Source organism: Methylosarcina fibrata AML-C10, assembly GCF_000372865.1.
In the GTDB taxonomy this organism is placed as follows: Bacteria; Pseudomonadota; Gammaproteobacteria; order Methylococcales; family Methylomonadaceae; genus Methylosarcina; species Methylosarcina fibrata.
Window position 1 is genome coordinate 3,073,916 of record NZ_KB889965.1, and the last position, 14,307, is coordinate 3,088,222.

Genomic DNA, 14,307 nt, shown 5'->3' on the forward strand with positions numbered 1-14,307 from the left:
GCTAACGCTGTCTTGGAACCCAATAACTGAAATGCCGATCGGCCTTACCATTAGTTAATTACTTTGTCAAGCAACTTATTAATTTATTTTTAAAGGAGACGGTCTTTTCATGCCCCCACTCTATCGGCCTTACAATCCACGTCCTCCGGGAAAGGCACGGAAAATCGCGCTTCTCCTCATCTTGGCCTTGATGTTGAGCGGCTGCACTCTGCTCAAAAACACGCTGGAATTGCCGGAAAAAAGTATCCGCTCCCTGTTTTCGCTTGACCGGGAAAACAAAGCGTCCGATCCTGTCGAACTGCAATCCCAACTGCTCCGTTTTGCCGACAACTCCATCAAAAGGCTCAATCTGGCCATAGGCAAGCTGCAATTAAAGGAAGACGAAGCCACCCGAAAACGCTCGCTGCTGATACGCCGGATTAGCACGACTCAGGATATACTGGCTGTGGCCACCGGGGCCAACATCAACGCCAATCTGCTCGACATGGTCATCCTGGCCAGCCTGAACCGGATGAACGTCGAGGAATACTGGACGTCCAGATACTATGGAGAATCGGCCCAACCCTATCTCCAGGCCGCCAAAGAAGTGGAAAGGCAGATTTTGCGAATCGCGGAAACCGTGCTCAAAAAAGAACAGCTCTCGGAATTGCGCACCGCCATCCGCTCCTGGCACGAGAAACATCCGAACGTCCGCTCTCCCAGCGACGTCGGAGCGATCGGTTTCGCGGCCGAAGTCGCGCAAAGCAACCGCAGTTCCGACGCAATGATAACCGCCAGCGTGTTTAATCTGCTCACCATCGATCCCTTGGCGGGACTCGACCCCGCTACTCGCGAACTGGCCGACACCCGACTGTTCGCCGAACGCGGATTGTTTCTGGCCAGGCATATGCCGACCTTGATCCGCTGGCAAACCGAGCTGTTGATTATAAACGCAGCGGAAGTGCCGCAGTTGGAGAAACTGCTGGCCGATGCGACCCGATTGTCCGAATCGGCGGACCGCTTCAGCCGGACGGCGCAGCGCCTTCCGGGATTCATCAGCACGGAGCGCCAGGCGATCGTCCATGCCCTGGACAAGCAACAGCCGGCACTGAACGGGCTCGCTGCACAGATCGAGAAAACACTGGCCGCGGGCAGCCAAATGTCGAATGCCTCGACCGCCACCTTACAGACTTTTCAGGAAGTGGTGCGGCAACTCCAGGCCAGCCCGTCCGACCCGGACAGCGAGCCTTTCCGGATCAACGACTATACCGTTGCCGCCCAACAGATCGGTGATTCCGCCCAAAACTTAACCCATCTTTTGCATATGTTTAACCGGACGCTGTCTCCCGACAATCTTGACGTCCTGTCCAATCGACTGGACGCCATGCTCCGGCGAACCCAGGCCGGGGGCAAGGAACTGGTGGACTACGCGTTCAGGCAGACCTTGTTTCTGGGTTTGCTCCTGATCGCTTCCGCCTGCGCAATGGTCTTGGCTTCCGCCATTGCATTCTGGAAATTGAAGAAGAAATTCGCCTGAGGCCATGCACCGAACGGCTTGCTTTCCAGGGGCGAGCCGCTTTGAACCTTTCTTCCTATTCCACGCATTCGGCCTCGTAACGCTGCTCTAATGCGAATCTGCGTTGCGGCTTGCCTTTCAGAGACTCGATTTCCTTGCTCATTTCCTCGCAGCGGCTGGCAGACTGCTTCTCGGGAGACTGATAATTTTCATCCCGCATCCAGGAAGAGTCTTTGGCGTTTTCCTGATAAAAAGACGACGTGTCCAACTCCAGATCAAGCGGCTTATTTTCGGCAATGCCTGCCGATGAAACCAGGAGGAGAAGCACGAATAAGGATCGGATTTTCATTTGTAGGCCTCGGTTTGAAAATGAGTGGCAACGCTTCCGGAATTTACTGCTTAGCGATTTCCTGCCGCCAGCGTCTGCCGCACCGCAGCCGCCAATTCGCGGCTCATTCGGTTCAAGCAGTCGTTGAGCGCGGCCACCATGACCTGATAATCCGAGGTCGATGCCGGCGTCCGGTACGAGACCTGCCGGACCTGGATTCCGTCCTCGCCGCGAGCGATCCGCCATTGCGCGGTCAGGCCGGCCTGCCCTTCCGGATTCACATGAAATTCCAGGATGGCGACCGATACCCGAAGCCGGGCCTGGCGGGCGAGCCCGGATCCGTTGGTCGGCACGACGTCGACCGAGGCCAGCCGCGACAGATTCTGCGCCAATACACGGCCGATATTGTCGTCCAGGGATTCGGCCCAGCGGTTCAGCTCGCTCAATCGGTAAGCGTTCGGGCCGGTCGCGGCCACAATCTGCGGACGATCGACATAGCGCGGAATCTTCACGGGACTCAGGGCAACCGCGGGCTTTTCCGAAACGGCCGATGCCTCGCTTTCGCTCTCGCGGAGAGGCTCGAGCAGATAGAACTGTGAAGGCGGCGTCGCTCCGCCGATGCATCCGGTCAAAGAGCCGAGCAAACCGGCCCACAGCGGAATCCAAACGAAACGGTTTGCACGCATGATCAACATCTTCTAATTCTCCTTGCCGGAAATCAACGACTCCGGATGGCGTTCCAAATAATCGGTCAACCTCTCAATCGAACGCGAAGCATCTCTCAGCGCTTCCAGCGTTTCATTCAAAGCCGATTCCGGCCCGATCGCCTCATTGACGTTCGCCATGGATTCATCCGCTCTGTTCAAGGCGAGAGTCGCGGCCTTCAAGGTCTGATCGGTGGACGCCAAAACAGGCTTGATGTCGCTATGGATGTCCTGAACCATCGCTCGGGAATCCTGCATCAACAGATTGGTATTCCGGATGGCCGTGTTGGTATCCTTGAGCATCGGCTCAAGATTCCGGTTCAGAGTCGTCACCGTTTTGTCCATTTCTTCCAGGGTCTTGGCCAGGGCGGCCTTGGATTTTTTGACGTCTTCGGAAGCCAGGAGATTTTTAATTTCCTTCAGGCTCTCCGACAAATCCAGAACGATTTGATCCAGCGGCAATTCGCGCAGTTTCTTCGCCACTTCCTCGGCGGTGTTGCGAAGCTCGTCGGTGGTCTTCGGAATGCCGGGAAACTCAACGATGCCTTTGTAATTCAGATTCACGAACAACGGCGGCTTGTCCGGATGCAGGTCGATGTCGACGTACAGCAGGCCGGTCAACAGGCTTTGTGTTTCCAGGCGGGCGCGGAATCCGGCTTTCACCAGATCGTCGCGGTTCTTCTCCTGCTGCCCGTGCGTCAGCGCCGTCGGAAATTTAACTCCGCCGGTACCGGTAAAAGAATTTCGGTCGATCTCGACCACGACCGGTTTATAAATTTTGAGCTTGACCGGGTCGATTTGTATCGAAACTTCGATGACTTCTCCGATTTTGACACCCTGCATTTTGACCGGTGCACCGATGTCCAGACCGTTCAGCGAGGTATCGAAAAAAATCACGAACCGGGCTTTGTCGGTTTTTAACAATTGCCCGCCGCCGAACATCAGCAAGCCGGCCACCAGCAGCGTCAGAGCGCCGACGGTAAAGCCGCCTATGGCCACAGGACTGATGGGTTTACTCATAAGTTTTGCCGCTCCGTTTCCGTCTGATTGCTCGCACGGCCTTCGCCTCGAGTTAGAAATTGAATGATTTTCGGGTTGTCGGATTCAGCCAGAAGCGTTTTGGGCGAACCGGTCGCCAGCATCGTTTTGGTCTCCGGATCCAGAAACACCGAATTGGTGCCGATCGCAAAGATGCTCGCCAGTTCGTGAGTCACGACCGCAATCGTCGTGCCCAGCGTATCGCGCAGGCTGATGATCAGATCGTCCAAAAGCCTGGCGCTGACCGGATCGAGTCCGGCCGACGGCTCGTCGAAAAACAGGATTTCCGGGTCCAGCGCCATCGCTCGCGCCAAGCCCGCGCGCTTTTGCATGCCTCCGCTGATCTCGGAAGGATAATACCCTTCGAAGCCGGCCAAGCCGACCAGCGCCAGCTTGTAGGAAACGACGTCGGCGATTTCTCCCCTGCTGAAATCGGTAAACTCTCCAAGCGGCAAGGCAATGTTTTCGGCCAGCGTCAGCGAACTGAACAAGGCCCCGGACTGATACAGGACGCCGATGCGCCGCATCATGTTCACGCGCGCTTCGGGGTCGGCATGCCAGAAACTTTGCCGTCCATAAAAAACATCGCCTCGGGCGGGCTGCTGCAAGCCGATCAGATGCCTCAGCAGCGTGCTCTTGCCGCAGCCGCTTCCGCCCATGATGATGAACACGTCGCCCCGGTTGATGGTGAAGTTCAGATCGCGCTGAATCAAAAAGTCGCCGTAAGCCATGGTCAGATCGGTTACCGTGATATGGGGCGTGGCCATGCGCTCTCCCTGCCGTCTCTAAATGCCGAGCCGGTTGCAGATCAGGGTGATGATCGAATCGGCCACCACGATGTAGACGATGCTATTGACGACCGCGGCCGTGGCGGCGTCGCCGACCGCCGAAGCGCTGCGTCCGCACTGCATGCCGCGCATGCAGCCGGCCGTCGCGATCAGCACGGCGAACACCAGGCTTTTAAACAAGCCGATGCCGAAATCGGGCAAATGCACCGACTTGCGGGTTTCGTTGACGTACTGAACCAGCGAAACGTCGAAGGCGCTGATCGTGACCATCGCTCCGCCCAGGATGCCCATCAGATCCGCGTAAAGGCAGAGCAAGGGCAGCATCAGGATCAGCGCCAGCATTCTCGGCATGACCAGAAACTCCATCGGCGAAATGCCCATGGTTTTGAGCGCATCGATCTCGCTGTTGACGTTCATCGTCCCGAGTTGCGCGGCGTACGCGGCGTCGGTGCGGCCGGACATGATCACCGCGGTCATCAAGGCGCCCATCTCGCGCACCGTACCCAGTCCGACCAGGTCGGCGATAAAAATCTGCGCGCCGAACATCGCCAGTTGCACCGCGCCGACAAAAGCCAGAATCAGGCCCACCAGCAAACTGATCAGCGTCACGATCGCCAGAGCCCCGGGCCCTGCATCCTGGATGCACAACATCAAATCGTGCAGGCGAAACCTGGCCCTGCCGCGCAACATGGCGACGCTCGCCAGCACCGTCTCGCCGATAAAGCCGATCAGTCCCCGGGCGTCGGCCAGCGCATTCAACACCGCCTTGCCCAGTTGCGCCAACATCGGCGGTTTTTGCGCGCTGCGCCGGGCGCCGGCCCTTTCCGGCACCGCGCGCGCCAGCCGGAGCAGGCCCTGAACGCCTGGCGGCAGGCCGGAGACGTCGGCTTCGACGGCGTTGGCCCGGCATTCGTCAAGAATTTTCAGAAGATAGGTCGGCAGGCGGCTGTCCCATTGGCCGAGCTCGTCCGCATTCAGACGGATACGGCTGAAAGAACCGAAACTCTTGAGGCTTTCGAGCAGGGTTTCCGCCGGTTTTATCCGGGCGCCCTGCACCCAGTGGCCTTTCAGGCGAATCAGCAAGGCCGAGTCATCGAGACGCACGAGTTCGACCTCGCCCGATAAGTCCTGCTCGTCCGCAGCCGTCTTCGCTTTCATGAAAGTTTCATTCTCATCTATTGAACGGTATAGCCCCGACCCGTCAGACACGCATTCAAGGCGCGGTTGTAGTTAACGGCGGCCTCGTTGGGCGCCGCGGACGCCGCTTTGTCGGCGTCCCGTTGCGCGAAGCCGCGCCTTAAGCCGCCGGCGGCCGCGCCGATGGCCGCGCCTTTACCGGCATCGCCGGCAATCGCGCCGATCGCGGCTCCCGCGGCGGCGCCGCGCGCTCCGCCTCTCAACAACTCTTTGCCCTTGCGTTCTTGCGGCTGGCTGGGTTGGGAAGCGGAAGCGCCGGTGCTGGGATCGAAGCCGCTCTGCTGGACGGCCCAGGTATGGCATTCAAAACGGTCTTGAGCCATCTGCTGCGACGATTGCCCTTTCGCCGGATAGACGATCGGATTTTGAGCAAACACCGACAGCGGCAGAACCAAAGCCGCGATCGACAGGGGCCAAAGATTTTTCAACTGTCTTGTCCGGGTTTTCATGATACTCTCTCTTCAATAATGAGTTTAAATTTTTCAATCGAAACCGCTCAATCCAGAGCACGTTTCGCTATTACCGCCGACTCACTCGACTCTTGTTACCGCCGGCGGCACCCAGCGCCCGTCCAGCACCTCGGCTTTCGGCGCATACAGGCGCATGGTCACGCCCAGCGTTCCCTTGCCCGGCGAAGGCAGCCAGTTGGATTCCTTGTCGGCTCCCGGAGAGTCGTGCCGGATATAGAGATCGAGCGAGCCGTCGGCGTTGAATTTCAATGCGTCGCGATCGCCGATGGCGAAGCGGTTCAGCGGATTGGCGACCTGAAAGCCGTCCCCATCGTATAGAGTAACCGACCAGAAAGCATCAACCGGCGGCAGTTCTTCCTTCTTGAAATGAAGCCGATACCGACTCCCTCCAACCAGCATTTTGCCTCCGGCATCGGCCAAGGCCAATGGATAAACGGCATCCTCGGGTTGATTCGCCCCGAGCCCCACCATGGCGACGATCGCGCGTTTCAGGTAATAATTGCCGTAGACGCCCATCGTATCGGTATTCATCTGCCAGCCGTTGACCACGCGCGCCAGGGTCGGCGCCTTTTCCTTCATCCACTTCAAGCCGTCCGCCGCGGCGCGCTCCAGCCCCGCCTTGACGGCGGTCGGGATCCTGTTCCAATCGAAGCGTGGTCCGGGTTCAAGACCGATCCGCCGCATGCGCTCGACCATCGACCAATCGGTGACGTGGGGCGGGTTGTGCTTCATCAGGTCCATCCCCAGGCTGAAATATTGGCCGGCCGGCATCGTATTCACCTGCACCAGCGGCGGCGTCTTCGTATCCACGCCCGGATCGGCCGCGGCCTTGGCCTTCATCGGCCGGGGCTTTTTCCTCCATCGGGAAAGCGGTGTGATCCGGTATCCGTCCTGCACCTTGTGCACGGCCTCGTAGTCTTTGGAACCGTTGGTTTGCGTGCGGCCGATGACCCAGACGTAGGCTGTGGGTGCGTCGATGCGCCGGATGCCTTTGGGCAGTTGGCCTTTCCACCCTTGCGGCACGACCGCGAAATCTGCGGCGGCCGTGCCGCTGGTCCGTTTGCCCGGCACCGCGAACACGTCGCTCCACAGGTCCAGCATCGGCAGCAGATAATAGCGTCCGGCCGTATCCGGCGCGGAGACGATTTGCGGTTCTTCGGTCAGATCCAGCCAGGCGCTGGAATAGAGCGTGTCGAAATTTGGGCGCACCACTTCCCGAAAATCCGCAGCCGGGAACGCACGCATATGGTGGAAGACGTTCATCGGCCCCATGCCGGCTTTCTCGCCGGGTTCCTGATGGATGGCGACGCGGCGGGTCACTTCCATCGAGATCAAGGGATAAAGATACACATAAGCCTCCAGTCCGATCTCGTAGGCTTCCTGCTCGGTCGCTTTTTCGGCCGCCAGCGGGGCGCCAGTCGCCACCCCGATTGCCAGCGCCAGGGACAACAGAGTTTCGACTAAACCTCTCCGAAAATGAATTGTCATAAGCAATCGTCCAGAATCTTAAAAAATTTGCTTCGATCGTTAATCGGGATGAATGCGGGTAATCTTGGAGCCTTGGATGCCGAGTCCCGCCATTAATCCTTTTTGGTCGAAGATAAAGGCATAGACGTTGTGCTTCGCGGTCGTCGTGGTGATCGATTTGGCGAGGCCGGCGTCGACGACGACAATGCTGGGCCCGACGCCGAGTTCCCAACCGCGGCTGCTGTCGAGATACTTCATCGTTTCGTCCGACAGGAAAAACAGCGCATATCCGTAAGACTGCACCCCGGCCTGCAACCCGTAAGACGCCGCGATGCTGTTGTAATAGCCGGCGGTCCGGCCCCTGACCCGCAACGCGCCGCCCCGTCCGTATTGCCCACCGAACACGAAACCGGCTTTGACGATGGTCGGAAACACCAGAATGCCTTTCGCCCGAGTAGCCAGCTTTTTAGCCTCCGGCGTAGTCGCATAAAGAGTCTGCAAAGCCGCATCGACGTTCCGGTCGATTTCGGCGGCCGTTCCCGAAATGCCGGGATTGCCGCCCACCGATTGACAACCTGCAAGGGCCAGCAGGCTCATCAGTAAAACGGTTAACCCGGTTTTTTTTAACCTGTCTCGATTTGTCATACGCACTGGTTGCCTGACCGTTCGGAATTGATAATCCATGCCGTTCCGGTATCGGGTTTGAATGGATGCAAACCGGGGATCCGGTCGGGCGAATTCTTTCGGACCGATTCCCGACTTGTCTCATTCAAACCGGCACCGGATGCCGGCTATTTTTTCAAATTCAAATCCTTCAAAGCCTGATTGCAGCGCCCGCTGATTTTTTTCTCGTTGTCTTCGAGGCAGGCCAATAATCTTCCTTCGCCGGCTTCGACCGAGGAACAGTATTGTTCGAGATCGTCGCCGCATTCGTTGGCCGCATAGGAAAGCGCCGCCACCGCTCGTTCCAGTTGCACTGCCGAATCGTACAGCGCATACTCGCAGCGGCCCGACAGTTTGTCGCCACGAGCATAGATACAAGCGAGGATGCGCCCTGCGCCGGGCGTGACGTCCTTGCAATAAGCCTCCAGTTCGGTTTGGCAACCCTGCAAAAAAGTCTCCAGGGGGCCCTGGCCGGACGGCGCGGCATCGGCAGCGTTTTTCGGTTGCGGTGCGGCGCAAGCGCCGACTGCTGTACAGATCCAGGCAAGCAAGACAATACGTTTCATATCGATCCTGTTCATTTTCATAATTTGGCTTGAAGACATTGTTTTCTGAAAATAACGGCCGCTTCCCCTGTCTTCCAGTTCCTTCACATCCTCACCGGAAACCTGCGATGCGTGCCATAGCCGGTCTATTTCCTGATGCTCGAGGAAGCCCTCCGCTTAAAGGCAGGTGGCCAATGTAACCTTTTCCTCGATACGCAGCTATTGGACTTTAGGCCAAGTTCATCCGGAAAAGCATCGGATAAAATCGAAGGCACGGGCTCAAAACTTGAATTAAATGAAGGGATCGGCGGTCTCTTGGATCGTCCGGAATTAAAGGCATGAACCAATGAAGTGTGATGGCATCGAACAAACTGTCCTGGCGTTGGGTCCGGGAGAACTGGAAGCACCGCAAATCGTCCGCCGGATAAGACCGTTGTTTTCCAGGGCCCTGAGCGCATCCGGGGACCTTATTTATCTCGCGAACCATTCGCTCGGCCGGCCCCTGGACCGAACCGAAAGCGACGTTCTGGAAGGATTGAGCTATTGGTATACCGAACGGGAACACGCCTGGGAGAGATGGCTGGGCGAAATGACGGCCTTCCGCACGAGGGTGGCGCGGCTGATTCATGCCCCGCGCGCCGATTGCGTGGTGCCCAAAGCCAGCGCCGGACAAGGCCTGCGCGCCCTGCTCAATAGCTACGGCCGCCCCATCCGGGTGCTGACCAGCGCCGACGAATTCAATTCCGTCGACCACATCCTCAAGACCTACGCGCGGCGGGGCTGCATTGACCTCAACCTCATCCGTCCGACAGCCGGCCGCGGTTACCGGCTCGAAGACTTTCTCGGCGCGCTCCGGAAAGGCGCCGACCTGGTCGTGCTGTCGATGGTTCTGTTTACAACCGGCCAGTTGCTGCCCGACCTGCCTTGCTTGATCGCCGCCGCCCATGAGCGGGGCGCCAGGGTGCTGCTCGATCTGTACCATGCGGCCGGCGCCGTGCCGCTCGATGTCGCCGAGCTGGATACCGATTTTGCGATAGGAGGCTGCTACAAATACCTGCGCGGCGGCCCCGGCGCCGGCTGGCTTTATCTTCACCCCCGCCATCTGGAAGGCGCTCTCGACACGCTCGATACCGGCTGGTTCGCATCGCCCGATCCCTTTGCCTTTACCAGGCCGCCTTCACCCGAGCCGGGGCCGGGCGGCAACCGTTTTCTGGAGTCGACGCCGGCCGTGCTGCCTTTTTACCAGGCGCGGGCGGGCCTGACCTTCACATTGGCCGTGGGCGTGGACCGCTTGCGCCGCCACTCCTTGCAACAGCAGTCGCTTCTTGAGGAATTATTATCCGACCAGGGAATACCCTTTCTGGGAAATCCCCAGGAAAGAGGCGCTTTCATCGCCATTCCCGATCCGAACGCACAGCCGATCGCCGAAAGGCTCCGGCACGCCGGCGTCGTCTGCGACGCCCGCGAAGGGCTGCTCCGCTTGTGCCCGGACCTTCTGAATACCTACGACGAGCTGGCGGCCGCCGTCGACCGACTGGCCGAAATTCGGTAGGGTACGCACCGCGTACCGCACAGGAGCTTGATTAATCGGCCTGTCATAAATAAGATACGCGGTGCGTACCCTACGGCTCACGTCTCGGCATCGGGCTGATTTTCCGGAGCGGCTTTAACAAAAGCAGGCTCTTTCAGGCATTGCCGATAAATGCCGTCGATCAGCGGAAACGGCCGCATGTCGCAGTCGAAACGCAGAGCATTGTAGACTTGCGGCACCAGAAACGCATCGGCCAGGCCGGGCGTATCAGCGAAACAATAGCGGCCGCGCCGCTCGCTTTGTTGCAGCCGTGTTTCCAGGGCGGCAAAGCCTTCTTCCACCCAATGGCGGTACCAGTCCTGTTTGCCGTCGCATTGAAGCGCGTTTTTCAGATGATTGAGCACCCGCAAATTGTTCAAAGGGTGAATGTCGCAGGCGATCAGTTGGGCCAGAGAGCGGACATAAGCCCGGTCCAGCGGATTCTCCGGCAGCAAGGGCGGTTCCGGAAACACTTCTTCCAGATATTCGATAATGGCCGACGACTGGGTCAGCGCCCGATTCTGTACGATCAGCACCGGCACCCGCCCCTGCGGATTCAGTGCCAGGAAATCGGCGCGGAATTGCTCACCGCCGTGCTTGAGTAGATGCACCGGGCGGATTTCATGGTCGACGTTTTTCAGGTTCAACGCAATCCGCACCCGGTACGCCGCGGAGCTTCTGAAATAGCTGTACAGAATCAACCGCACGGCCTGACCTCCTGCTCGATCGCGCCGAAAACCGAATTGCCGCGGGCATCCCGCATCTCGATCCGGACCCGGTCGCCGTAACGCAGGAAGCCGGTCGCGGCCGCGCCGCTTTCGATGATTTCCACGACGCGTTTTTCGACGATGCAGGAATAGCCTGCCGCCGCATCGTAGTTGCTGACCGTGCCGGACCCGATGATCGTGCCGGCGGTCAGTTTTCGTGTTCTGGCGGCATGCGCGATGAGCCTTGCAAAATCAAACTGCACGTCGACGCCGGCATTCGCCTGACCGAACAAGCGCCCGTTCCAGTGCACCGTCAGCGGCAGACGGACTTTGCAATCGGTCCAGGCGGCGCCCAGCTCGTCCGGCGTCACGGCCACCGGCGAAAAGGCGCTGGCCGGCTTGCCGTGCAGAAAGCCGAAGCCTTTGGCCAGTTCGTCGGGAATCAGATGGCGCAGCGACACGTCGTTGATCAGCAGGATCAGCCGGATGCGCGAAGCCGCTTCCTCCACGGAGATGCCACAGGCGACGTCGTCGGTGATCACCCCGACCTCGGCCTCGAAATCGATGCCCCAGTCTTCGTCGGCGGCTTCGATCGGATCGCAGGCGCCGAGCATTACGTCCGAAGCGCCCTGATACATCAAAGGATCGTCCCTGAGGCGATCCGGCAACTCGGCGCCCCGCGCCCTGCGCACTCGTTCGACGTGGCTGAGATAAGCGCTGCCGTCGAGCCACTGATAGGCTCTCGGCAGCGGCGCCGCCGCCCGGCGGGAATCGAACGGGACCGAGCCGCACTCACCGGCGTTCAGCATCCGGTAAACATGGGCCAGCCGGGGTTCGACCGCAGTCCAGTTGTCCAGCGCGTACTGCAGGGTCAAGGCCACTTCGGGAACCGGAGCGGCCCGGCTCAAGTCGCGGCTGACCACGGCCAGACTGCCGTCGCGGCCGGCCGTTTTGAGCGTGGCGAGTTTCATTTCCAGGAATCCACGTACCCGGCCCATTCGATCGCCCGGGCCTCGTCGGTGACGTCCAGCGCATCGCGGGTATCGACCATCACCGCCACTTCGTCGGTCATCGTACCGCGTTTCTTTTCGGCGTTCTGCAGCGCTTTCGGGTGCGGACCGTGCGGAATGCCGCCTGGGTGCAGGGTCATCATGCCGGGATAAATGTGGTCTCTGGAAAAAAACTGGCCGGCATGGTAGAAAATCAGTTCGTCGTAATCGTCGTTGCTGTGAAAGAAAGGCACGTTCAGGACATGGGGATCGGATTCGAAAGGCCTCGGCACGAACGTGCAGACGACGAAGCGGCCGGCGGCGAACGTGGTGTGGGCCGACGGCGGCACATGATACCGGTGGCTCATCAGCGGCCGGATGTCGCGCCAGTTCAGACGCACCGGCATCAGCGTGCCGTGCCAGCCGACCGCATCCAACGGGTTGAACGGATAAGTCAGGGTACTGAGGTCGTTCTTTTTTTTGACGACCACCCGCCAGGCGGATTCGTCTTGCTGGGCGAGAAAGGCTTCGTCGATTTTCGGCGTATCCAGAATCGCCGGATCGAAAATGGCCTGATGGCTGACCAGTCCTTTCTCCGGCAGACGGTAGCTGTCCTCGGTCGCTTCGATCATCAGCGCGCCGACGGCTTCCTTCACGTCGATGCGCCACATCGTGCCGCGCGGCAGCATCAGGTAATCACCCTCGCGAAAAGTCAAACGGCCGTAATCGCAGTACAGATCACCCGCGCCGCGATGGATGAAGAGCAATTCGTCGCCGTCGGCATTGCGCGCCAAATGATCCATGTTATTTGCCAGCTTCAGGAAACGAATCCGAATGGCGGGATTACTGAACAGCAGCGGAGACTGCCAGGGACCCTCGCCCGCCGCATCCAGTTTCTGCGTATCGAAGGCATGGGGCTTGAGCGGGCCTTCGATCGCCGACCAGCCGGTGGGCGGATGCCGGTGATGCATCTGGGTGGCGGGGCCGTAAAAGCCTTCCTTGCCCAGTTCCCGTTCGTAAGTGTTCGCCGGCAGATCGGCGTGCGCCTGCCGGGAAGCGGTGCCTTCCACTTTGGGTATCTGAATCCACGGCATTAGATGACTCCTCTCCTGATTTGATCGCGCTCGATCGCTTCGAACAAAGCCTGGAAGTTGCCTTCCCCGAAGCCTTCGTTGCCCTTGCGCTGAATGATTTCGAAGAAAATCGGGCCGATCACGGTATTGGTGAATATTTGCAGCAACAGGCCGCCCCCGGGCTCATGCGTACCGTCGATCAGGATGCCGTCCTGTCTGAGCCGCGCGACCGGCTCGCGATGCCTCGGCAGCCTGACATCGATCGTTTCGTAATAGGCATCGGGCACGTCCATGAAGCGGACGCCGTTGGCGCGCAATTGTTCCACGGCTCCGTAGATGTCGTCGGTCGCCAGGGCGATGTGCTGAATCCCCTCGCCGTGATAGGCGGCCAGATATTCCTGAATTTGCGATTTGGCGTCGGTCGGCTCGTTGATCGGGATGCGAATCTTGCCGCACGGACTGGTCATGGCCCGTGATTTCAGGCCGGTCATTTTGCCGTGGATGTCGAAATAACGGATTTCGTGAAAATTGAACAGCCTCCGGTAAAATTCGGCCCATCGGTCCATGTCGCCGTGATAAACGTTGTGGGTCAGGTGATCGATCTCGGTCAACCCGGCGCCTTCCGGTTTTAAATCGGCTCCCGGCAGCGGCACGAAATCGACGTCGTAGATCGAATGCTCCTCGCCGTAGCGGTCCACCAAATAGATCAGGCTGCGGCCGATCCCCCGGATGGCGGGAATGTTAAGCTCCATCGGCCCGACATTGCCGCGATGGGGCTCCGCACCCAGTTCAAGCGCGCGCTTGAAACATTCCGCGGCGTTTTTGACCCGGATCGCAAACGCGCAAATGGACGGCCCGTGCACTCTGGCGAACGCCTGTGCGAAACTGGCCGGCTCGTGGTTGATGATGAAATTGATCCGGCCTTGCCGATAAAGCACCACGTCCTTCGACCGGTGCCGGGCCACGGCGGCAAAACCCATGCTGACAAACAGCTTTTCCAGTTCCCGGGTATCCGGCGCGGTGTATTCGACGAATTCAAAACCATCCGTTCCGACCGGGTTCGATGCGTTGATCATTGCATTCATTGCATTGCCTCCCCTCCGCCTCATTCTGTAAATGATGAGACTTCGTTGTTTTTATTTAGTTTCACCGATCGCCGGCCGGATTCGAAGAGGCCGGTTTGGCGGCGGTGTTCTCCGGGAATCTTAAACCGTAGCCGGACCATGGATTGTTTACGGGATCTCACTGTCTTAACTTTGCATCCTTCCATCCC

15 protein-coding genes are annotated in these 14,307 nt (G+C 59.1%); 2 read left to right on the top strand and 13 right to left on the bottom strand.

All coding sequences use genetic code 11. The annotated features are described in order from the left end of the window. Positions 1–109 precede the first annotated feature (109 nt). Entirely contained in the window at positions 110–1,516 is a 1,407-nt protein-coding gene (locus A3OW_RS0114485; protein ID WP_051091822.1) for a hypothetical protein, read from the top strand. Between the two features lie 55 nt (positions 1,517–1,571). Here the strand turns inward: A3OW_RS0114485 and A3OW_RS0114490 are convergent, their stop codons facing one another. The 9 genes from A3OW_RS0114490 to A3OW_RS0114530 all read right to left on the bottom strand — a co-directional run bounded on the left by A3OW_RS0114490 (position 1,572) and on the right by A3OW_RS0114530 (position 8,716). Further along, on the bottom strand, positions 1,572–1,844 hold the full coding sequence (locus tag A3OW_RS0114490) for a hypothetical protein (protein WP_020564169.1): 273 nt from the start codon (positions 1,842–1,844) through the stop codon (positions 1,572–1,574). 50 nt (positions 1,845–1,894) lie between these two features. After that, on the bottom strand, positions 1,895–2,518 hold the full coding sequence (locus tag A3OW_RS0114495) for a PqiC family protein (protein WP_020564170.1): 624 nt from the start codon (positions 2,516–2,518) through the stop codon (positions 1,895–1,897). 3 nt (positions 2,519–2,521) lie between these two features. Then, on the bottom strand, positions 2,522–3,547 hold the full coding sequence (locus A3OW_RS0114500) for an MlaD family protein (protein WP_020564171.1): 1,026 nt from the start codon (positions 3,545–3,547) through the stop codon (positions 2,522–2,524). Further along, positions 3,544–4,332 (bottom strand): ABC transporter ATP-binding protein, encoded by a 789-nt coding sequence (locus tag A3OW_RS0114505; RefSeq protein WP_020564172.1) that lies wholly within the window; start codon positions 4,330–4,332, stop codon positions 3,544–3,546. The genes A3OW_RS0114500 and A3OW_RS0114505 overlap by 4 nt, the downstream gene beginning before the upstream one ends. 18 nt (positions 4,333–4,350) lie before the next feature. Continuing rightward, complete coding sequence (locus tag A3OW_RS0114510; RefSeq protein WP_020564173.1) at positions 4,351–5,511, bottom strand: MlaE family ABC transporter permease; 1,161 nt, start codon at positions 5,509–5,511, stop codon at positions 4,351–4,353. A 17-nt stretch (positions 5,512–5,528) separates the two neighbouring features. Beyond that, on the bottom strand, positions 5,529–5,999 hold the full coding sequence (locus A3OW_RS0114515) for a glycine zipper family protein (RefSeq protein ID WP_083918217.1): 471 nt from the start codon (positions 5,997–5,999) through the stop codon (positions 5,529–5,531). Between the two features lie 81 nt (positions 6,000–6,080). Next, positions 6,081–7,508: a DUF1254 domain-containing protein gene (locus A3OW_RS0114520; protein ID WP_020564175.1), complete on the bottom strand. Its 1,428-nt coding sequence runs from the start codon at positions 7,506–7,508 to the stop codon at positions 6,081–6,083. A 39-nt stretch (positions 7,509–7,547) separates the two neighbouring features. Beyond that, the gene (locus A3OW_RS0114525; RefSeq protein WP_020564176.1) at positions 7,548–8,132 is read right to left on the bottom strand and encodes a lipid-binding SYLF domain-containing protein; all 585 of its coding nucleotides are present in this window, start codon (positions 8,130–8,132) and stop codon (positions 7,548–7,550) included. A gap of 146 nt (positions 8,133–8,278) precedes the next feature. After that, positions 8,279–8,716 (bottom strand): cysteine rich repeat-containing protein, encoded by a 438-nt coding sequence (locus A3OW_RS0114530; protein ID WP_157385904.1) that lies wholly within the window; start codon positions 8,714–8,716, stop codon positions 8,279–8,281. Positions 8,717–9,041: 325 nt separating this feature from the next. Here A3OW_RS0114530 and A3OW_RS0114540 point away from each other — a divergent pair, with 325 nt between their 5' ends. Then, positions 9,042–10,247, top strand: coding sequence for an aminotransferase class V-fold PLP-dependent enzyme (locus A3OW_RS0114540; protein ID WP_020564179.1), 1,206 nt, complete (start codon positions 9,042–9,044; stop codon positions 10,245–10,247). Between the two features lie 77 nt (positions 10,248–10,324). On the opposite strand, the gene maiA is transcribed toward A3OW_RS0114540, so the two are convergent. The 4 genes from maiA to hppD are packed head-to-tail and all read right to left on the bottom strand — an operon-like array spanning position 10,325 to position 14,119. Further along, positions 10,325–10,972: a maleylacetoacetate isomerase gene (gene maiA, locus A3OW_RS0114545; protein WP_020564180.1), complete on the bottom strand. Its 648-nt coding sequence runs from the start codon at positions 10,970–10,972 to the stop codon at positions 10,325–10,327. Then, positions 10,963–11,943 (bottom strand): fumarylacetoacetate hydrolase family protein, encoded by a 981-nt coding sequence (locus A3OW_RS0114550; protein WP_020564181.1) that lies wholly within the window; start codon positions 11,941–11,943, stop codon positions 10,963–10,965. Before A3OW_RS0114550 ends, maiA begins: the two co-directional genes overlap by 10 nt. After that, positions 11,940–13,055 (bottom strand): homogentisate 1,2-dioxygenase, encoded by a 1,116-nt coding sequence (locus A3OW_RS0114555; protein ID WP_020564182.1) that lies wholly within the window; start codon positions 13,053–13,055, stop codon positions 11,940–11,942. Before A3OW_RS0114555 ends, A3OW_RS0114550 begins: the two co-directional genes overlap by 4 nt. After that, positions 13,055–14,119, bottom strand: coding sequence for a 4-hydroxyphenylpyruvate dioxygenase (gene hppD, locus A3OW_RS0114560; RefSeq protein WP_020564183.1), 1,065 nt, complete (start codon positions 14,117–14,119; stop codon positions 13,055–13,057). Before hppD ends, A3OW_RS0114555 begins: the two co-directional genes overlap by 1 nt. Positions 14,120–14,307 lie beyond the last annotated feature (188 nt).